Genomic DNA, 18,699 nt, shown 5'->3' on the forward strand with positions numbered 1-18,699 from the left:
AGAATTAGAATCTAAAATGGGTAAATTGAAATATACTCAAGAAGCCAACACTATGACTACAGGCATGGTAAATACATTTTTAACTAAAGCTAATAATGCATTTACTAATAAGAATTACAAAGCTGCGGCTAAAGGTTTTGAAAAGGTCTATCGTATGTCTCCAAAAGACACCTTGTACTTATATTATGCAGCGTCTTCAGCGGTAACCGATCGAGATTATGATACAGCTTTAGATTACTATATTGAGTTGAAGAACTTGGGGTACAGTGGTGTTCAAATTAATTACTGTGCTACTAATGTTGAATCTGGTGAAGAAGAAGCCTTTGGTGATAAAACGGCAAGAGATCTGTCTGTAAATATTGCAAAAACACATATTAAACCAACAGATAAAAAAAGTGAAGCTAAAACAGCTGAAATTGTAAAAAATATTGCCTTAATTTATGTGTCACAGGGAAAAAATGAAAAAGCACTAGGTGCTATGGCAGATGCAAGGGCTGAAAATCCAGAGGACATAGGATTGTTATTATCCGAAGCGAATGTTTATCTTAAAATGGGTAATAAAGACAAGTTTAAAGCATTGATGGAAGAGGCTACTGAAAAAGATCCTACTAATGCAGAATTACAATATAATTTAGGTGTATTAGCTGCAGAAGGTGGAAACAATGAAGATGCTAGAAAATATTATAAAAAGGCGATTGCTATTAATCCAAGTTATGCTGATGCTTACAACAATATTGCGGTTGCTATATTACAAGGCGAAGCGGGAATAGTTGAACAAATGAACGGTTTAGGCACGAGTTCTGCGGATAACAGAAAGTATGACGAATTGAAAGAACAACGCACACAATTATATCAAGAGGCAATTCCGTTTTTGGAAAAAGCCCTAGAATTAAAAAAATCTAATATTGATACAGCTAGAACTTTAATGAATATTTATAGTGCCTTAGGTGAAACAGATAAATTTAAAGCAATGAAGTCTAAAGTTGAACAAATGGAAGCTTCCGCTGGTAATTAATAATTATAATTTTGGTTTAAAAAAGCGACAATAATGTCGCTTTTTTTATACAATTTTTTTAATAACTCTCAACTTATGGGTATGTATATTTTTGTCCACATTATAAATACCACTATGGTCTAATCTGTCAATTCTTACTTTTCCATGTGCGTGGATAATATGATTATCTTCCATTATAATACCAACATGAGTAATATGACCTTCTGCATTGTCAAAAAAGGCCAAATCACCAGGCTCACTTTCTTCTATAAAACTTAAGGCTTCACCTTGACTAGCTTGTTGAGAGGCATCTCTAAATAGTTTGTAACCATTAAGTTTATACACCATTTGTGTAAAGCCAGAACAGTCAATTCCAAAAGGTGTTTTTCCACCCCAAAGATATGGAGCGTTTAAAAATAGAAATGATGACTTTACAATATTTGTTTTATTGCTTTTCGTTGTCACGGAAGCACCGTCAAATTGATGTTTTAAGAGCGATAACCCATTTAAATTAGATCCAACAGGAATTGGGTATAAGTTATTAGAAGTGTCCGACACAAATTCAACTAAATCTTTTGATAAATTGATATCAGCTGATTTTAATTCTTTATAACTAAACTCGTCAATTTCAAAATATTGTTTGTTATCGATCCAACCTTCATAATTGTCAAAGGCAAATCGAATACGACTCCATTTTTTACGCTGTTCGAGCACCTTAAAAATATCACCATACAACGCTTGCGTTACCATTTCACTGGTGTCGCTAGGTTCTAATCGTATAGGTACAATTCCAAGATTGCAAATACCGTATTGCATAATTTTGATTAATCGCGTTCTAATACCATAGCAGAAGCTCCACCACCACCATTGCAAATCGCAGCAGCACCTATTTTGGCATTATTTTGTTGTAGTACATTAATTAAAGTGACTAAAATTCGAACACCAGAACATCCAAGTGGATGACCTAAAGATACAGCCCCTCCATTAACGTTTACGTTACTATCATTTAATCCTAATAGTTTCATATTGGCTAAGCCAACCACTGAAAATGCTTCATTAAATTCGAAATAATCAACGTTTTCTAATGAGATGTTAGCTTTTGCCAGTGCTTTTGGTAACGCTTTAGCAGGAGCAGTTGTAAACCATTTTGGTTCGTGTGCAGCATCGGCATAACCTTTTATTGTTGCTATAGGTGTTAATCCCAATGCATTCGCCTTTTCTCTACTCATTAAAACCATGGCAGCTGCACCATCGTTTATAGTCGATGCGTTTGCCGCGGTTACGGTACCATCTTTAGTAAAAGCCGGACGCAACGCTGGTATCTTGTCCATTCTAACGTTTGCATATTCTTCGTCTTTGCTTACAATTATTGGTTCACCACGACGCTGAGGTACTTCTACTGGCACAACCTCATTGTCAAACTTACCACTATCCCAAGCGGCTTTAGCACGCTCATAAGATTGAACTGCATAAGCATCCTGATCTTCTCTAGAAAATTTATATTCAGAGGCACAAGCATCCGCAGAAACACCCATGGCATTTTTATCATAAGCATCTACTAAACCATCTTTTTGCATGCCATCTTCTAAGGTGGCAGGTCCAAATTTAGTAGCACTTCGTGCATGATAATAATGAGGAATAGCACTCATATTTTCCATACCACCAGCAACAATGATATCGGCATCACCTAATTGTATCGCTTGTGCTGCTTGCATCACCGCTTTCATGCCAGAGGCACAAACTTTATTTATAGTAGTACAAGGCACTGTGTTTGGAAGACCTGCATAAATCGCTGCCTGTCTTGCTGGTGCTTGTCCTGTACCTGATTGGACGACATGACCCATAATAACTTCATCAACTAGCTCTGGCTTCAAATTAATTTTTTGCAAAGCTCCTTTTATAGCTACAGCTCCTAATTGAGGTGCAGTTACAGAAGATAAACTTCCTAAAAAACTTCCGATGGGTGTTCTAACAGCTGAAACTATAACAACGTCCTTATTCATAGTAATCTGATTTTTTCTTAATGGAAGCGAAATTAAACATTTTTTAAGAGATTTGAGAATGAATTATTGATATTAGCCTTCTAAAATTCTATTATTTATTACATTTGGTTATATATGAATGTGTTCTTAAATAAATGGTATAAAAACCACGCTTTGGTCTATAAAATATTGTTGTTCTTGGTAACAACTTTATTTATCGTCTACCTCTTTCCTAAAACGGGTAAATTTAGATACTCTTTTGAAAAAGGGAAACCTTGGCAATCTGAGAACTTATATGCACCTTTTAATTTCGCTATTAAGAAATCTCAAGAAGAAATTGAGAAAGAAAAGCTTGAAATTAAAAATGAAAGTCCGGTTTATTTTGAGGTTTCAAATGGTGTCAAAGATGCCGTATTATCTAAGTATTTAATACGATTTAATCAGGTTTTTGATGACTCTAGTGATGTAAATATTGAAAATTCAGATTTATATACTAAAGGGAAATTATTGATTAATGAACTTTATAATTCTGGAGTTTTAGATTTGGATTATAATTATTCTGATAATAAACGGTCAATTTTAACAAGGTCTAATCAGGTTTATAAAGAGTTAGAATATGAACGTTTATTTGAATTGAATGAATGGAGAGAATGGGTTGAAAACGAATTAACTACCGTCGGATCTAACGATGATAAAAAGAAACTCATATCTATATTTTTTGATGTTATAAAACCCAATACAAAGCTTAATAAAAGTTTAAGCGAACAAACACTTCAAGAAGGGTTATCTCAAATTTCACTGACTAGAGGGCGTATTGAAAAAGACCAACTTATAGTTTCAAAAGGACAAGTTATTGAAGAAGATCAGTACGATGTTTTAAGTTCTTTAAAATTAGAATATGAGTCTCAAGTTTGGAATTCAGCTAATTACAACTGGGTTCTTGTAGCATATACTTTGTTAGTTGCATTGGCTCTTTTAATGCTACTGTTGTTTTTAAGAAAATACAGGATTGAAGTATTTTTAAATAATACTAAAGTCACTTTTATATTTTTCAATATCGTATTGATGATTTTTTTGACGACACTGGTAATTAACTACAATTCTCAATACATCTATGTTGTACCCTTATGTATTTTACCATTGGTTTTGAAAGCCTTTTTTGATGCTAGATTAGGACTTTTTGCGCATGTATTAACGGTATTACTTCTAGGTTTTATAGTCCCAAATAGTTATGAATATATGTTTCTTCAGATTATTGCGGGAATGGTGACCATTTTAACGGTTTCAGAATTATATAAAAGAGCCAACCTTTTTATTTCAGTAGGTCAGATTACCTTTATTTATATCATAGCATATTTCGCTTTTTTTGTGATTCATGAGGGGCAACTCACAGGATTAAAGTGGGAAACATTTGGCTTATTTATCTTGTGTGGTTTAGCGACATTATTTGTTCAGCCCTTAATTTATATTTATGAAAAAATCTTTGGACTTGTATCGGATGTATCCTTGTTAGAGCTTTCCGATACAAACACAAAACTATTAAAAGAATTATCCAATCGTGCACCAGGAACATTTCATCATTCATTAAATGTAGCAAATTTGGCAGAAGCGTCAGCCAACGAAATTGGTGCAAACGCCATGCTCATTAGAGTAGGAGCATTGTATCATGATATTGGTAAGATGAATAATCCGACTTATTTCACGGAAAATCAGAGCACAGGAATCAATCCTCATGACGAACTATCGAGTAAAGAAAGTGCAAAAATAATTATAGACCATACTTTAAAAGGAATAGAAATCGCCAAGAAATATAATCTCCCAGATCGTGTCATTGATTTTATAAGAACACATCACGGAACGAGTTTAGTGTATTATTTCTATATGAAAGAAAAAGCGAGTAATGAAAATGTTGATATTAACGATTTTACTTATCCTGGACCAACACCTTTTAGTAAAGAAACAGCCATACTCATGATGTGTGATAGTGTTGAAGCCGCTTCTAAAAGTTTAAAAGAGCCTACAAGTACTAAGATTAACGATTTTGTGGAAAATATTATTAATAAGCAAATGGAAAATGGACAGTTTTTAAATGCAGATATTACGTTTAAAGAAATACAGTCTATAAAAAAGGTGCTAAAATCTAAGTTAGCAAATATTTATCACTTAAGGATTGAGTATCCTGAATAAAAGTCAGAAGACTTATCAAACACAAAAAAGCCTCACTATTTCTAGTAAGGCTTCTTGTGATCGCACTAGGATTCGAACCTAGGACCGCCTGCTTAGAAGGCAGGTGCTCTATCCAGCTGAGCTATGCGACCATTTAGAGTAAACTCTAAAAAATTTAATAAAAACTCTTCTTTGCTTAAGCTATGAAGAATAAAGTCGGGGTGGCAGGATTCGAACCTGCGGCCTCCACGTCCCAAACGTGGCGCGATAACCGGGCTACGCTACACCCCGAATTTGATTATCTATAATTACTTACAGTCGCAAAAGCTGCAGTAAAATTTGCGGAGAGACAGGGATTCGAACCCTGGGTAAGTGTTTCCACCTACGACGATTTAGCAAACCGTTCCTTTCGGCCACTCAGGCACCTCTCCAATATTTAAAAGAACATTCCTTTAATTGCGGATGCAAATGTAACTGAACATTTTAAAGAACGCAACAAATTTTTTGAGTTTTTTCTAAAAAATAGCTGAATAGTTTAGAACTTCAAATTAAGTCTATATTTATCAATAAGATATGCTTTTTTGCTTTTCATTTTTTTATATCTTTAGGTGGTTGCTCTCGAAACAATTAAGCCTGTATTTTAAGTAGATCATATTAGAAAATGTCCAGTTATAGAAATGATAGAGATTTTACAGACTATGTTCACAAGTACCTAGCAGTGCCTCAAATTTACACTCCCTTAGAGTGGAAAGAAGTAAAGTTAAAAGAGGATTATGCAAAGTATATTGATATGATGAACGGCATTGACTATGTTTTTAGAAATGGAAATGCCGTAATGAGCGTTCAAGAGCGCTTTAGAGAAGAAAAATATAAAGGATTTACCGATTTCACCATTCGTTACCGACGGGACGACAATAAAGTAGAATCTCGTAAAGCGTCTGAATACTATAAAATGAAAGCGCATTATTTTACCTATGGTATTTTAGACAGCTCTAAAGACGATATCAATAAGCACTCTAAATTTTTAAAGTATGCGATTATCGATTTAAAGAGAGTTTATGAAAAGTTAGATTCAAAGCATATTATTATTTCAGATAATGGACAAAATACATGTCGGATTTTAAATGATGAACGCATAGAATGTCCTGTAAAATATAATAAGGATGGTTCTTCATCATTCTTTCCCATTGATATTTCGTATTTAGTAAAACTTTGGGGACGTGAAATGTTGATTGCTCAAAAAGGATTTTTATAATCTTTAGAGCCTTTTATTCTATGAAACTTTAACGTTATTTTACTAATCAAAGTGTAGCTTTTTTAATAGCTTACAGGCGCTATGATAAGAGAAAACCAACTCATCAAATTTACAAAAAAGGGGATCTATTGCCCTCAAGGAAATTTTTATTTAGACCCTTGGTATCCTGTTGATTATGCCGTAATTTCTCATGGACACGCAGACCATGCACGTTGGGGAATGAAACGCTACTTATGCCAAAATGATTCAAAAGCAATTTTACAACATCGTATCGGTAGAGACATTAAAATAGAAAGCCTTGGCTATAATGAACCTCTTTCAATTAATGGTGTAAAAGTAAGTTTTCATCCAGCTGGCCATGTTATTGGTTCTGCTCAAATTAGATTAGAATATAAAGGTTACGTTGTTGTTTTTTCGGGCGATTATAAAACCCAACCCGATTTTATTTCAACACCCTACGAACCTGTAAAATGCAACACTTTTATTACTGAAAGTACCTTCGGTTTACCCATTTATAAATGGAAAAGCGAAAAAGATTTACAATCAGAATTGCAGCAATGGGTTAAAAGCAATAAAGAAAACAATAGAACATCTGTTTTTCTTGGGTATTCTTTAGGAAAAGCACAGCGTTTAATGTCATTGTTGGAGGGTGTAGATGAAATTTACGTGCATCGTGCCATTCATAATTTAAATGAAGCTATTTCCAATTCTGGATTTAAATTACCGAATACGACTTTACTCACCAACGATTTTGATAAAAAAGGACTTCAAAATAAAATTATCATTATGCCACCAGGTTTATTAGGCTCAAGACTATTGAAACGTGTGCCAAACTCAGCCACAGCCATTTGTTCGGGTTGGATGCAAATTAGAGGTAATAAACGCTGGCAATCGGTTGATGCTGGGTTTGCCGTGAGTGATCATGCAGATTGGAATGGTTTAATTTCAGCCGTTAAAGCCACAGAGGCTGAACAAGTTTATGTTACGCATGGTTCGCAAGCCATATTTTCAAAATATTTGAATGAAATTGGGATTAAAGCGGACGAACTAAAAACCGATTATGGAGATGAAGCAATGGTAAAAGCTGAAAAGGAATCTGAAATACAGGTGGACGTATGAAACAATTCTCTCAATTGATCAGTGCTATAGAAATTACGAATAAAACCAATGCAAAAATTGATGCTTTGGTTCACTATTTTGAAACGGCACCTGAGAAAGATAAATTATGGCTAATTGCATTATTTACAGGAAAACGACCATCACGACCCGTAAAAACCACCTTGATGAAACAATGGTGTATGGAAATTACCGAATTACCCGAATGGCTATTTTTAGAAAGCTACAGTACGGTTGGTGATTTGGGCGAAACCATTGCGCTACTTTTACCAGAACCAACAACCGAAATTGAATTGTCTTTGAACGATTGGATGACTGAATTAAAAGCTTTAAAACCAAAATCTGATGATGAAAAAAAAGATTACGTTTTAAAAGTTTGGTCTGGTCTGCAACAACAAGAACGTCTCATCTTTAATAAACTCATTGGTGGCAGTTTTAGAATTGGAGTCTCAAAGAAAACCTTAGTCAACGCACTAGCTAAGCTCACCAATATAGATGCCAATCAATTAATGCATAGTATTATTGGTAATTGGGATATAGATGCCATTTCGTTTGTTGAATTGATTAATGGATCGCACATTAATTATGATAATTCTAAACCTTACCCATTTTGTTTAGCCTATGCTTTAGAAAAAGAATTACCAGAATTAGGTAAGCCCGAATATTGGATGGTGGAGCAAAAATGGGATGGCATTAGAGGTCAAATTGTAAAACGAAATAATGAAATTTATATTTGGTCGCGTGGTGAAGAATTGGTTACTGAGCAATTTCCAGAATTGGTAGAATCGATTTCAAAATTTAAAGACGACTTTGTCATTGATGGTGAAATTCTCGCTATGAAAGATAATGCCGTGCTCTTATTCAACGATTTGCAAAAACGATTGAATCGGAAAAATGTGACTAAAAAACTTTTGGAAGAAATTCCAGTAGGGTTTTATATGTATGATATTCTGGAATTTAATGATGAAGATATGCGTTCAAAACCGATGGTTGAGCGACGTTCCGTTTTAGAACAACTTTTTAAATCCATAGCACCACAACATAATTTAGAACTCTCTTTTTTAGTAGAATTTAATCAGTGGGAAGAACTACATACCATTCGAGAAAATTCGCGTTCCATAAATAGTGAAGGTTTAATGCTAAAACAGAAGGCATCTCCCTATCATACCGGACGAAAAAAAGGAGATTGGTGGAAATGGAAAGTAGAACCCTTAACGATTGATGCGGTTATGATTTATGCTCAAAAGGGCAGTGGTCGTCGCAGTTCAAAATACACAGACTACACGTTTGCAGTAAAAAAAGATGATAAATTAGTAACGGTTGCCAAAGCGTATTCGGGTTTAACAGATAAAGAAATTACAGACGTGTCGCGCTGGGTCAACAAAAATGCGATTGAGAAATTTGGACCTGTACGAACGGTAAAACCAGAATTAGTTTTCGAAATTGCGTTTGAAGGGATCGCATTTAGCAAACGACACAAATCAGGTGTCGCTTTGCGTTTTCCAAGAATTAAACGTTGGCGAAAAGATAAACCAGTCGATGAAATAGATACCATAGAAACTGTAACACAACTGATTACTGCACCTTGAGTAAATTTAAAGACAGCACAGGATTAACAATCATCCATAATTGGATGGCAGAAAAAGCACAGGCTCCGTTTCCGTTTCAAAGTCAGACCTGGCAACGCTATGCAAATGGTTATAGCGGAATGGTTATCGCTCCAACAGGTTTCGGTAAAACATTCTCAGTGTTTTTAGCCGTGGTTATCGATTATTTAAATCATCCTGAAACATATCCAAAAGGCTTAAAATTACTATGGATTAGTCCATTAAGAAGTTTAGCGAAAGACTTAGCCAAAGCCATGACAGAAGCTGTGGAAGAAATTGGCTTAGATTGGTCAGTACAAGTGAGAAATGGCGATACACCATCAAGCGTAAGGAGAAAGCAAGAACGTTTAATGCCAGATGTGTTGTTAACGACTCCCGAAACGCTTCACCTCATGTTTTCGCAAAAGAAAAATCAACGCTTTTTTAAAGGAGTAAAGTGCGTTGCTATTGATGAGTGGCACGAATTATTAGGTAATAAAAGAGGGATTCTTACAGAGTTAGCCATATCTCAATTACGTCATTATTCACCAAAACTTCAAATTTGGGGCATCACAGCAACCATCGGAAATTTAGAAGAGGCAAAGCAGGTGTTATTACCGTATTCAGATTTAAAAGTCACCCAAGTCACGGCAAAAGAAAAGAAGAAAATAGATATCGTTTCCGTATTACCAGACGAAATCGAAGTTTTGCCTTGGGCAGGTCACTTAGGTGGAAAAATGGTTGATAAAATTCTGCCAATTATTGAAGCCAATACTACGACGTTGATTTTTACGAACACCAGAGGACAATCGGAATTATGGTACCAATTACTATTAAAAGCGAATCCGGAATTAGCAGGACTTTTAGCCATTCATCACGGGTCCATAGATAAAAAATTACGAAATTGGATTGAAGATAGTATTTCTAACGGTTATTTAAAAGCCGTTGTGTGCACGTCGTCCTTAGATTTAGGTGTCGATTTTAAACCTGTAGATTGTGTCATTCAGATTGGTTCAGCAAAAGGCATTGCACGTTTTATGCAACGTGCTGGTCGCAGTGGTCATTCTCCTTACGAGCGTTCTAAAATTTATTTTATTCCTACACATTCGTTAGAGTTGGTAGAAGTATCTGCTTTAAAAACAGCTGTAAAAGAAAACCAGATTGAATCGCGCGAACCCATGGTTTTAACTTTTGACGTGTTGGTGCAATTTATGGTAACTTTAGCCGTTGGTCAAGGTTTTAATGCTGATGAGTTGTACCAACGGATTAAAGAAGTTCATTCATTTCATTACATTACCGAAGACGATTGGCAATGGTGCTTGCATTTTATTACCAAAGGCGGGAAAACCTTACATTCCTATGAAGAATTTCATAAAGTCATTTTAGATGACGACGGCCTTTACAAAGTAAAAAGCCGACGTATCAGCATGTTGCATCGCATGAATATTGGTGCCATTGTCAGTGAAGCCAATATGATGGTGAAATACTTTTCAGGTGGTTATATTGGTATGATTGAAGAGTTCTTTATTTCAAAATTAAAACCAGGTGACAGTTTTATTTTAGCTGGTCGTGTGCTAGAATTAGTTCAAATTAAAGATATGACCGCTTTGGTAAAACGAAGCAAGGCCAAAAAAGCAGTATCACCAAGTTGGTTAGGAGGTCGTTTGCCTTTAACATCATATTTAAGTCATTTTTTAAGGTTGAAATTATCCGATGCTTTAGAGCCAGCTCGACTAGAAAAGGAATTGCGATTTTTAAATCCGTTAATGTTACGCCAAGCAGCACATTCTCACATTCCAAAAGCAGATGAATTTTTAATTGAATTAATTGAAACAAAAGATGGTCATCATGTGTTTATGTATCCGTTTGAAGGCCGTTTGGTTCACGAAGTATTTTCATCATTAATGGCATATCGATTGAGTAAGTTAACCCCTTTAACGTTTACCATTGCAATGAATGATTATGGATTTGAATTGTTGAGCGATCAACCCATTCCAATTTCTGAAGACAATATTTCAGCATTACTAAGTAAAGACAACCTAATGGATGATGTTATTGCGAGTATCAATGCGTCGGAAATGGCTTCGCGTAAATTCAGAGATATTGCTGTTATAGCAGGTTTAGTGGTGCAATCCCAGCCTGGAAATAGAAAGAACAATAAAAGCTTACAGTCCTCATCTGGATTAATATTCAGGGTTTTAGAAGATTATGAACCCGAAAATTTATTATTAAGACAGGCCTATTCCGAAGTTTTTAATCAACAACTAGAAGAAGTGCGTTTGCAGGCTGCTTTTGACCGAATTTCAAAAAGTAATATTATTATTAAACGTGCAAAATCATTTACTCCGTTGAGTTTTCCATTAAAAGTAGATAGCTTGCGTGGTACCATGAGTAATGAGAATTTAGATAAACGAATTCAGCGTATTAAAAATCAAGCGTTTAAGATTGATTAAATAATTTAATGGTACGACCTGCAAGGTTTCAAAAACCTTGTAGGTCTGCTTTAGGAACTAAGAGCCTATCTAGAAATACCTAAAAGGCTTTAGAAACCTTGCAGGATAAAGACATACTAAAATTTAATTCAGATAATTAATGACTTTTCAGGTTTTTAAAACTCTAATGGTCTTTCATAAATGAATATAGAAACAAAAGATATAATAATTAGAGACGAAGCGTTAACGCTAACCAACCAACGCGCTTTATTTTGGCAACGTGAAAATGTTTTAGTTTTATCTGATGTACATATCGGAAAAACAGCTCATTTTAGAAAACACGGTATTCCGATGCCAGATGCCATTCTTCAGAAAGATTTAGAACGTTTAAAAAGATTAATTGATCATTTTAATTCGAAAAAACTCTGGATTGTAGGTGATTTATTTCATGCTGAAAATAATAGTGATATGGTTACATTTAAAGATTGGCTCGTTCAATTTGAAGATTTAGAAATCACATTAATTAAAGGGAATCACGATCTGCTTTCAGAAAAAATAATGACAAATTTTAATATGAAAGTTGAAACCGTTTTAGAGGTTGCACCATTTTGTTTTGTTCATGAACCTTTAGAAAGACAAACGGATTTATTTTCTATTTCTGGTCACACACATCCTGGTGTTATGATTAAAGGAAAAGGAAAACAGAAATTGAAATTGCCTTGTTTTCAAGTCACGAAGAATCAACTTATTTTGCCAGCATTTAGTTTATTTACAGGTTTGAATACGAGAAATGAGCCAAAAGATTGTAAAAATTATGCCTTTACCGATACTTCTATATTTGAGTTTTAATGCATTTAACAGACGTCAGTAGTTAAATACGGACTAAAAATTAATTCATAATTTATTAATCCTATGATATTGGTATTATTAGTAATTGTCCGTTCGAGCGCAGTCGAGAACTATTGATGTACTTTTTGTAGGTTTTCACTTCGCTCAACCAGACAGTTGCTATCTACTGATCTCTGTCGTTTAAAATTTCAAACTTTCGAACAAACAATGATGATTTTAGCATCATTCACATCCGATGTGAAGAACAAATAATCGTTTCCACCATCTTTAATTTTTAGTTTTTTACGAATATCACCAACGGATAATGTAAAATTTCGAGTAGTCACATTAGCTTTTGTAATACGTTCCTTCGCGAAGGCTTTTTTATTAAATGGTAATACTTTTTCGATTTTAAAGCGTCGTCCTGGAAAATTTAATAGTGTCTCAGACGTGTATAAATGGGAATGTTTATGAAGTTTATCAATAGCAAGACTTTCACTTACCGAATTGAAACTCCCAGATTTTAAAACGGCAGAATTGGGTTCGTACAAATAGGTGAGTGGTTTACTGTAAGTGACTCTTGCTTCTGTTTCATCTTTAAAATTAAATTCGAAATATTGGGTAGTTTCTTTATGTAAGTTGACCGTTTTCACGTTAACGTCGCCTTCAAAATTACGCTCTAAAATCCAGAGTAATTCTTTCACTTCATTGTTAACGGCTACCACATGAATGTCTTTTACATACTTTAAATCCGAAAGTGTTGCTGTTAAATCTAATAAAGGTGATGTTTTAATCATTACGTTTTTAGCGTATTTTAAAAATAAACCTTGAAATGTTTTAATATTAGGTTCACAGTCTGCTAATAGAAATACTTTCTTTTTTTCCGTGTCTCTTCGAGAAGGATCTACATAAATCCAATCGAATGGTTGGTCGATTCGTTTTAAAGCGTCAATACCGTTTTCATTTATACAGGTGATATTTTTGATATTTAAAGCTTCAAAATTATGTTTTACAAGGGTTGATAATTCTGAATTAATTTCACAATGGATAATATTTTCAACCTGTTTAGCAAAGTAAAAAGCGTCCACTCCAAAGCCTCCTGTAAGATCAATAAGAGCTTTACCCGAAACTAAATGGGCTTTATAGTTAGCCGTTGTTTCAGAAGACGTTTGTTCAATATTAAGTTTATTCGGATAGTATATATTTTCAGTTTGAAACCATGTTGGTAATTTTTTTTCGCAACGTTTTTTCGCTTCAATTTGTGCTACGATTAATTTTGAATCTACGGTATCAAACGGAATGCCTTTCAGTAATAAATCTGAAATATCAGCATTTAGATTCATGTTTATAAATTCCTGAATATCAATATGTAAAATGTCTTTATTCAAGTGAAAACTATAAGCCTTTGGTTAATTTCTGCACGATGTTGTAATCGGATAAAAACTCTTTCAAAATTACTTTTATTGCAGTGTATGTAGGTATGGCGACGATCATACCAACAATACCAAATAAGATGCCTGCAATGATGATGACCAAGAAGATTTCTAATGGATGCGACTTCACACTTTTTGAAAATATATAGGGCTGACTAAAAAAATTATCTACTAATTGTGCAATGATAAACCCTATCATTACGTAGCTTGTTTTTGGTAAAATAACGTCGCTAAAACTTTCTCCTAAATTGCTAGACATGCTTAATAGTAGCATTAAAAAGCCACTCACTAAAGGGCCGACGTATGGCACTAAATTTAGAAGTGCACATAAAAAAGCGATGACGATAGCATTATCAATATCAAAAACTAAAAGAACGATGGTATAAATAATAAATAATATTAGAATCTGAAAAATGAGACCTACAAAATAGCGCGATAATAAATCTTTAATGGTTGTGATAGACCGTTTAGAGCGTGCTTCGTTACCATTTGGTACAAATAGCATAATGCCATCTTCAAACAATTTACTGTCTTTTAGAAAAAAGAAAGATATAAAAAGTACTGAGAATAATCCAATACTAAAACTACCCAAACCGCTTACGAAGGTGTTTAGAAAATTAGGTATAATGGCAAAATCGAGCTTTGAAAGTAAATTGGAATCTTTTATAGATTGTTCTACATCGATATTATTAAATTCAAAATAAGTGATGATTTGGTCATATAAATTTTCGATATTGTCTTGTAATTGGTTAATGTTGAGAAGGGCTAAATTTTGACCTTGTTCTACAATGAGCGGAATAAAAAGTCCAATTAAACCAACTAAAATACCCAACAATAACATCATGGTAACGACAACGGCAACCGTATTGTTGAATTTTAAACGCTGTCTTAAAAATAAGATGATTGGTCTGCCGATCAATGAAATGACTGCGGCAACGGCAATATAAACGATAACTGATTGAATTTTAAAAAGGAAATATAAGAGCAGTACAATCGCTAATAGAATTCCTAAGGCTCTTAAAATGCCGTTAGCTATGATTTTTGATTTCATGGGTTTTTATTGTTTTTTTGCATAGTTTCCTGTAGCTATCGCAATTGTTTGCTCCTAATCCTTCTCTTGGGTCATAAAATTTTTAGGACAACCATTCGACACGATAAATATAGTTAAAGATGTTGACATAAGGTTAGGGCTTAGGTTTGATTATTTAGTAACGTTTTTAGGACTTTAAAGAGATTTTTAAAACCTTGGAGTTTTAAGAATTTAACTGCTTTGTAAATTCATAAAGCGCAATACTTGTGGCTTGTACTACATTCATACTACTGTTATTGCCATACATGTTAATATGCACCACAGCATCAACTTGTTTTAAAATGGTTTCAGACACACCAAAATTTTCATCACCTAAAATTAAAGCGATAGGTTGATTGGTTTGTAGTTTAAAACTGGCTAAAGATTCACTTTTTTCTGTAATTTCTAAAGCAATAAGATAGTAATCTTGAGATTTTAAATTTTCAATTTGGGTTTCTATACTAGTGTTGAAACTATAATTCACATACTTTTCAGTAGAACGTGATGTTTTCGTCATACGTTTGCCTAAAGACATATCGGTACCACAAAATATAAGTTCTTCAATACCAAAAGCATCTGCGATTCTGAATAAACTTCCAATATTAGGCGCGTTGTTGACATTATCACAAACTACGCTAATAGAGTGTTTTTGTTTTTTAAAACTAGAATTGTAGTGGGTGAGTTGCATAAAGTTTGACGTAAACTAAATTTATATTCAACGATAATTTAGTAATTACAATTGAAATTCATGTGCGGATTCTTGCCATAATCTAAGAAAGAAAAGCATGATATTGTGTAATGATAATGAATATTGTAAACTCCACTAGAATACGTATGACTATTTATAGATTCCATAATTTGAAACGTAAAAGCCAACGTTAATATTAACGCAACAAGTTTATATTTAATTGAAAAGATCTTCATTATTACTTAACCATTGTTTTATTAAACATGCTCTATTTTTTCTTCATTTCGAACCAAAACCATATCGGAATTCCAAATGTGAGTCCAGAAATAAAGCCTAAATTCCAGAATAGGCCTGTTGCAACCGCAGCAATACCAAGTCCGACAAATACCAAAGTATAATCATTATCTGCGTATAATCTATTTATATGCTTTTTGGTATGATGGCCACAATGTTTACAACGTTCATGAAACTCATTCGTTCCTATTTCCATTAATAGTCCATGCCTGTCAGTAGCTTTGGTTTTAATGACGTTATCTTTTTACAAGAATTACAACGGTAGCTGAGTTTCATTTTTTTAAGTTTAGTAAATTGTCTTCCAGCTTCCACTCAATTCTCAAAAGCATACTTCACAATATTGGCTCCCATTTTCAGCGCTTTCTCTCTCACATCTTCAGGATCGTTGTGTACTTCTTGGTCTTCCCAACCATCACCTAAATCACTTTCAAACGTAAATAGTAGCACTAATCTGCTGTCATGAAAAATACCAAGGGCTTGCGGTGCTTTTCCATCGTGCTCATGGATTTTTGGTAAGCCTTTTGGGAATTCAAAAGCGGAATTGAAAATTTTATGGTCTTTAGGGATTTCAATGAACTCATTATTTGGGAATACCTTTTTAAGTTCTTTGGTAATGTAAGGTTCCATACCATAATTATCATCAATATGAAGAAAACCTCCTGAAATTAGATAGTTCCGTAAGTTTTTGGCATCATCATCACTGAAGAATACATTGCCATGACCCGTCATATGTAACAAGGGAAACTGAAAAATATCAGTACTTCCGGCTTCAACGGTTTGGATGCTTTCATTGATATTCGTATTGATATTATCATTACAATACTTTACTAAGTTTGGCAAAGCTGTTGGATTACTATACCAATCTCCACCGCCTTTATATTTAAGAATAGCGACGTCTTGAGAAAACAAGACGAAAGTAAATAGAGAAAAGAAAAGAGATAAAATGGTTTTCATTGGCGTCTATATAATTCGTTTTTTACTAAATACGCGTTGTACGCTATTCATTTGCAAATGCTACGGAATGACAAGCAGCAATTGCAGCAGTCTCTGTGCGTAAACGTGTTTTACCCAAAGTTACAGGAATAAAATCGCGTTGCAAAGCCATTTCAATTTCTTTAACGCTAAAATCGCCTTCTGGTCCGATTAAAATAGTGTAATCTGTAGCGGTCGTCTGTAGTTGTGATTTTAAAGACTTTCTATCCGTTTCTTCGCAATGTGCAATAAATAATTGATTTGTAAAATCTTGATTAATAAAATCCTTAAAAGTTATAGTTGCATTTAGTTTAGGTAAATAGCATTGTAAGGATTGTTTCATAGCGGATTGAATTATTTTTTCAAAACGTTCCGTTTTTATCACTTTACGCTCACTATGATCACAAATAATAGGTGTGATGCTGTCTATACCAATTTCGGTAGCTTTCTCTAAAAACCACTCGTAGCGATCATTCATTTTGGTGGGTGCCACAGCTAAATGTAGGTTATAGTTTCGCTTGGCTTTAAATTGTTGGGCTATAATCGAAACACTACAATGCTTAGGTTCGGCACGTGTTATTTCTGCCGTAAAAAGCCAGCCTTTGCCATTGGTAATCTGTAAAACATCACCAAGGTTTTTTCGCAATACTTTTGCGATGTGTTTACTTTCATCTTTATCGAAACTAAAATGGGTATCGTTTTCTGAAATATTTGGGTTGTAGAATAGTTGCATTATTCTGTAGATTCAGAAAATTTCAACACTGTAATTTCTTCGATAGGTGTTTTGTTTTCGGTTTTAATCACGAGATAGAACATTTGATTTTCAGGATCGTCTATCGTAAATATCTCGTTTAATTCATGATTTTCATTAAAAGCGACAGCATCAAAAGCTGGTGATAGCTCACCTGCTTTAATCCAACCCGTATCACCACCTTTTTTTGCCGTGTGGTGAGATGAATTGTGTTTCGCTAAATCTTTAAAACGATAGCCTTCGTTGTATTGCGCCATGACTTTGTTTCGTTTACTGATAAGCGCTTCATTTGAAGTTTCAGAATCACCCAATACAATAATACTGAATTTAGAATACATGACATCTGATTTGTCTACGACCTTGTAATACGTTCTCTTAAATTCAGTTCTTACGACTTTTTTGCCACCTTTAGAAAGACTGAATAAATCATTAGCCAATCGCGTTTTATGTTTCTTTTTATTAAAGGTAAATAATTTGCCTTGTTTTGGTTTGTTGGCCTTTAAAAATGTATTGGCTTCATCAGCCGTAGAAATAGAATCTAATTGCTGTTCTAAAGACTCTTGAGAAAAAGTAATCAAAGGTATTAAAAGTAAAATCGTAAATAATGTCTTCATATTAGTTTTAAATTTAATTCGATTTAGGTCTATAAACTCATCTGAACCATTTTTATTTCAATGTTTAATGAAATATTTAATACTAGATAAGTTCAATGCAAAGCAACTAAATTTTAATTTGGTATTGAAGTGAAAATTTGTAAGGATGTTAACAGATGTTTTAACAATATTAAGGGTATAGTTTATATAAGCTTTGTTTTAGTGATTTTTTTGCGAAAATTGATAGTGATTATTGTACGACTCCGCTGGAGTCGAATTTAGTTTGTATCCTAATTTTTTTATAAACATGAAATTTCTCTGGGATTTGAAAACGAGAAAAGAGCTTATTGAAACAGTGAAAAAAATATCATAGTACCAATGATACCAAAGGTATCAAACGCTTGTAAAAAGATGTTTTTGAGCTTCGATTTTTCGACTCTAGAGGAGTCGTACGTTTCTATGCAATTAGTAATTGTCCTCAATAAAATTGAGATTTGCTTTTACTTCCACTTTCATACAATAAAGAATATATCATAATAC

At 33.9% G+C, this 18,699-nt stretch carries 16 protein-coding genes and 3 tRNA genes; 7 read left to right on the forward strand and 12 right to left on the reverse strand.

Features of this window, described 5'->3' with window-relative positions:
• On the forward strand, positions 1-1,015 hold a 1,015-nt coding region (locus AB8B52_RS14535), incomplete at its 5' end, for a tetratricopeptide repeat protein (RefSeq protein WP_406029394.1).
• Positions 1,016-1,060: 45 nt separating this feature from the next.
• Here AB8B52_RS14535 and AB8B52_RS14540 read toward each other — a convergent pair.
• Positions 1,061-1,810: an NlpC/P60 family protein gene (locus tag AB8B52_RS14540; protein ID WP_406029396.1), complete on the reverse strand. Its 750-nt coding sequence runs from the start codon at positions 1,808-1,810 to the stop codon at positions 1,061-1,063.
• Positions 1,811-1,818: 8 nt separating this feature from the next.
• Positions 1,819-2,997: an acetyl-CoA C-acyltransferase gene (locus AB8B52_RS14545; RefSeq protein WP_406029398.1), complete on the reverse strand. Its 1,179-nt coding sequence runs from the start codon at positions 2,995-2,997 to the stop codon at positions 1,819-1,821.
• A 114-nt stretch (positions 2,998-3,111) separates the two neighbouring features.
• Here AB8B52_RS14545 and AB8B52_RS14550 point away from each other — a divergent pair, with 114 nt between their 5' ends.
• Entirely contained in the window at positions 3,112-5,163 is a 2,052-nt protein-coding gene (locus AB8B52_RS14550; protein ID WP_406029400.1) for an HD family phosphohydrolase, read from the forward strand.
• Positions 5,164-5,220: 57 nt separating this feature from the next.
• Here the strand turns inward: AB8B52_RS14550 and AB8B52_RS14555 are convergent.
• From AB8B52_RS14555 to AB8B52_RS14565, 3 genes are all read right to left on the reverse strand, one after another.
• A tRNA-Arg gene (locus AB8B52_RS14555) sits at positions 5,221-5,294 on the reverse strand.
• Between the two features lie 64 nt (positions 5,295-5,358).
• Positions 5,359-5,433: transfer RNA gene (locus AB8B52_RS14560), tRNA-Pro, on the reverse strand.
• Positions 5,434-5,484: 51 nt separating this feature from the next.
• Positions 5,485-5,573 (reverse strand) — tRNA-Ser (locus AB8B52_RS14565).
• 230 nt (positions 5,574-5,803) lie between these two features.
• Between AB8B52_RS14565 and AB8B52_RS14570 the strand changes: the two genes are divergently transcribed.
• The 5 genes from AB8B52_RS14570 to pdeM all read left to right on the forward strand — a co-directional run bounded on the left by AB8B52_RS14570 (position 5,804) and on the right by pdeM (position 12,380).
• The gene (locus AB8B52_RS14570; RefSeq protein WP_406029402.1) at positions 5,804-6,397 is read left to right on the forward strand and encodes a hypothetical protein; all 594 of its coding nucleotides are present in this window, start codon (positions 5,804-5,806) and stop codon (positions 6,395-6,397) included.
• A gap of 81 nt (positions 6,398-6,478) precedes the next feature.
• Positions 6,479-7,516: a ligase-associated DNA damage response exonuclease gene (locus AB8B52_RS14575; protein WP_406029404.1), complete on the forward strand. Its 1,038-nt coding sequence runs from the start codon at positions 6,479-6,481 to the stop codon at positions 7,514-7,516.
• Complete coding sequence (locus AB8B52_RS14580; RefSeq protein WP_406029406.1) at positions 7,513-9,102, forward strand: ATP-dependent DNA ligase; 1,590 nt, start codon at positions 7,513-7,515, stop codon at positions 9,100-9,102. Before AB8B52_RS14575 ends, AB8B52_RS14580 begins: the two co-directional genes overlap by 4 nt.
• Positions 9,099-11,552: a ligase-associated DNA damage response DEXH box helicase gene (locus tag AB8B52_RS14585; RefSeq protein ID WP_406029408.1), complete on the forward strand. Its 2,454-nt coding sequence runs from the start codon at positions 9,099-9,101 to the stop codon at positions 11,550-11,552. Before AB8B52_RS14580 ends, AB8B52_RS14585 begins: the two co-directional genes overlap by 4 nt.
• Positions 11,553-11,732: 180 nt before the next feature.
• Complete coding sequence (gene pdeM, locus AB8B52_RS14590) at positions 11,733-12,380, forward strand: ligase-associated DNA damage response endonuclease PdeM (RefSeq protein ID WP_406029410.1); 648 nt, start codon at positions 11,733-11,735, stop codon at positions 12,378-12,380.
• Between the two features lie 188 nt (positions 12,381-12,568).
• Here pdeM and AB8B52_RS14595 read toward each other — a convergent pair whose 3' ends face one another.
• The 7 genes from AB8B52_RS14595 to AB8B52_RS14625 all read right to left on the reverse strand — a co-directional run bounded on the left by AB8B52_RS14595 (position 12,569) and on the right by AB8B52_RS14625 (position 18,180).
• Positions 12,569-13,747 (reverse strand): THUMP-like domain-containing protein, encoded by a 1,179-nt coding sequence (locus tag AB8B52_RS14595; RefSeq protein ID WP_406029411.1) that lies wholly within the window; start codon positions 13,745-13,747, stop codon positions 12,569-12,571.
• A gap of 7 nt (positions 13,748-13,754) precedes the next feature.
• Complete coding sequence (locus tag AB8B52_RS14600; protein WP_406029413.1) at positions 13,755-14,843, reverse strand: AI-2E family transporter; 1,089 nt, start codon at positions 14,841-14,843, stop codon at positions 13,755-13,757.
• A 202-nt stretch (positions 14,844-15,045) separates the two neighbouring features.
• Positions 15,046-15,549 (reverse strand): TrmH family RNA methyltransferase, encoded by a 504-nt coding sequence (locus AB8B52_RS14605; RefSeq protein ID WP_406029415.1) that lies wholly within the window; start codon positions 15,547-15,549, stop codon positions 15,046-15,048.
• 268 nt (positions 15,550-15,817) lie between these two features.
• A complete protein-coding gene (locus AB8B52_RS14610; RefSeq protein WP_406029417.1) occupies positions 15,818-16,039 on the reverse strand; it encodes a hypothetical protein in 222 nt (73 codons plus the stop codon).
• Positions 16,040-16,155: 116 nt separating this feature from the next.
• Positions 16,156-16,797, reverse strand: coding sequence for a DUF4159 domain-containing protein (locus AB8B52_RS14615; RefSeq protein ID WP_406029419.1), 642 nt, complete (start codon positions 16,795-16,797; stop codon positions 16,156-16,158).
• A gap of 43 nt (positions 16,798-16,840) precedes the next feature.
• Positions 16,841-17,548, reverse strand: coding sequence for a 16S rRNA (uracil(1498)-N(3))-methyltransferase (locus tag AB8B52_RS14620; RefSeq protein WP_406029421.1), 708 nt, complete (start codon positions 17,546-17,548; stop codon positions 16,841-16,843).
• Positions 17,548-18,180 carry a peptidylprolyl isomerase gene (locus tag AB8B52_RS14625; RefSeq protein ID WP_406029423.1) on the reverse strand — a complete coding sequence of 211 codons (633 nt, stop codon included), beginning with the start codon at positions 18,178-18,180 and terminating at the stop codon, positions 17,548-17,550. The genes AB8B52_RS14620 and AB8B52_RS14625 overlap by 1 nt, the downstream gene beginning before the upstream one ends.
• Positions 18,181-18,699 lie beyond the last annotated feature (519 nt).

This window comes from Winogradskyella sp., assembly GCF_045105575.1.
Taxonomy (GTDB): domain Bacteria; phylum Bacteroidota; class Bacteroidia; order Flavobacteriales; family Flavobacteriaceae; genus Winogradskyella.

Bases quoted from the DNA above. Each gene is read 5' to 3' on its own strand.
- AB8B52_RS14575 (WP_406029404.1), top strand. From the start codon at position 6,479: ATGATAAGAGAAAACCAACTCATCAAATTTACAAAAAAGGGGATCTAT.
- AB8B52_RS14615 (WP_406029419.1), bottom strand. From the start codon at position 16,797: ATGAAAACCATTTTATCTCTTTTCTTTTCTCTATTTACTTTCGTCTTG.
- AB8B52_RS14625 (WP_406029423.1), bottom strand. From the start codon at position 18,180: ATGAAGACATTATTTACGATTTTACTTTTAATACCTTTGATTACTTTT.
- AB8B52_RS14545 (WP_406029398.1), bottom strand. From the start codon at position 2,997: ATGAATAAGGACGTTGTTATAGTTTCAGCTGTTAGAACACCCATCGGA.
- AB8B52_RS14580 (WP_406029406.1), top strand. From the start codon at position 7,513: ATGAAACAATTCTCTCAATTGATCAGTGCTATAGAAATTACGAATAAA.
- AB8B52_RS14610 (WP_406029417.1), bottom strand. From the start codon at position 16,039: ATGGAAATAGGAACGAATGAGTTTCATGAACGTTGTAAACATTGTGGC.
- AB8B52_RS14540 (WP_406029396.1), bottom strand. From the start codon at position 1,810: ATGCAATACGGTATTTGCAATCTTGGAATTGTACCTATACGATTAGAA.
- pdeM (WP_406029410.1), top strand. From the start codon at position 11,733: ATGAATATAGAAACAAAAGATATAATAATTAGAGACGAAGCGTTAACG.
- AB8B52_RS14605 (WP_406029415.1), bottom strand. From the start codon at position 15,549: ATGCAACTCACCCACTACAATTCTAGTTTTAAAAAACAAAAACACTCT.
- AB8B52_RS14600 (WP_406029413.1), bottom strand. From the start codon at position 14,843: ATGAAATCAAAAATCATAGCTAACGGCATTTTAAGAGCCTTAGGAATT.
- AB8B52_RS14570 (WP_406029402.1), top strand. From the start codon at position 5,804: ATGTCCAGTTATAGAAATGATAGAGATTTTACAGACTATGTTCACAAG.
- AB8B52_RS14550 (WP_406029400.1), top strand. From the start codon at position 3,112: ATGAATGTGTTCTTAAATAAATGGTATAAAAACCACGCTTTGGTCTAT.
- AB8B52_RS14620 (WP_406029421.1), bottom strand. From the start codon at position 17,548: ATGCAACTATTCTACAACCCAAATATTTCAGAAAACGATACCCATTTT.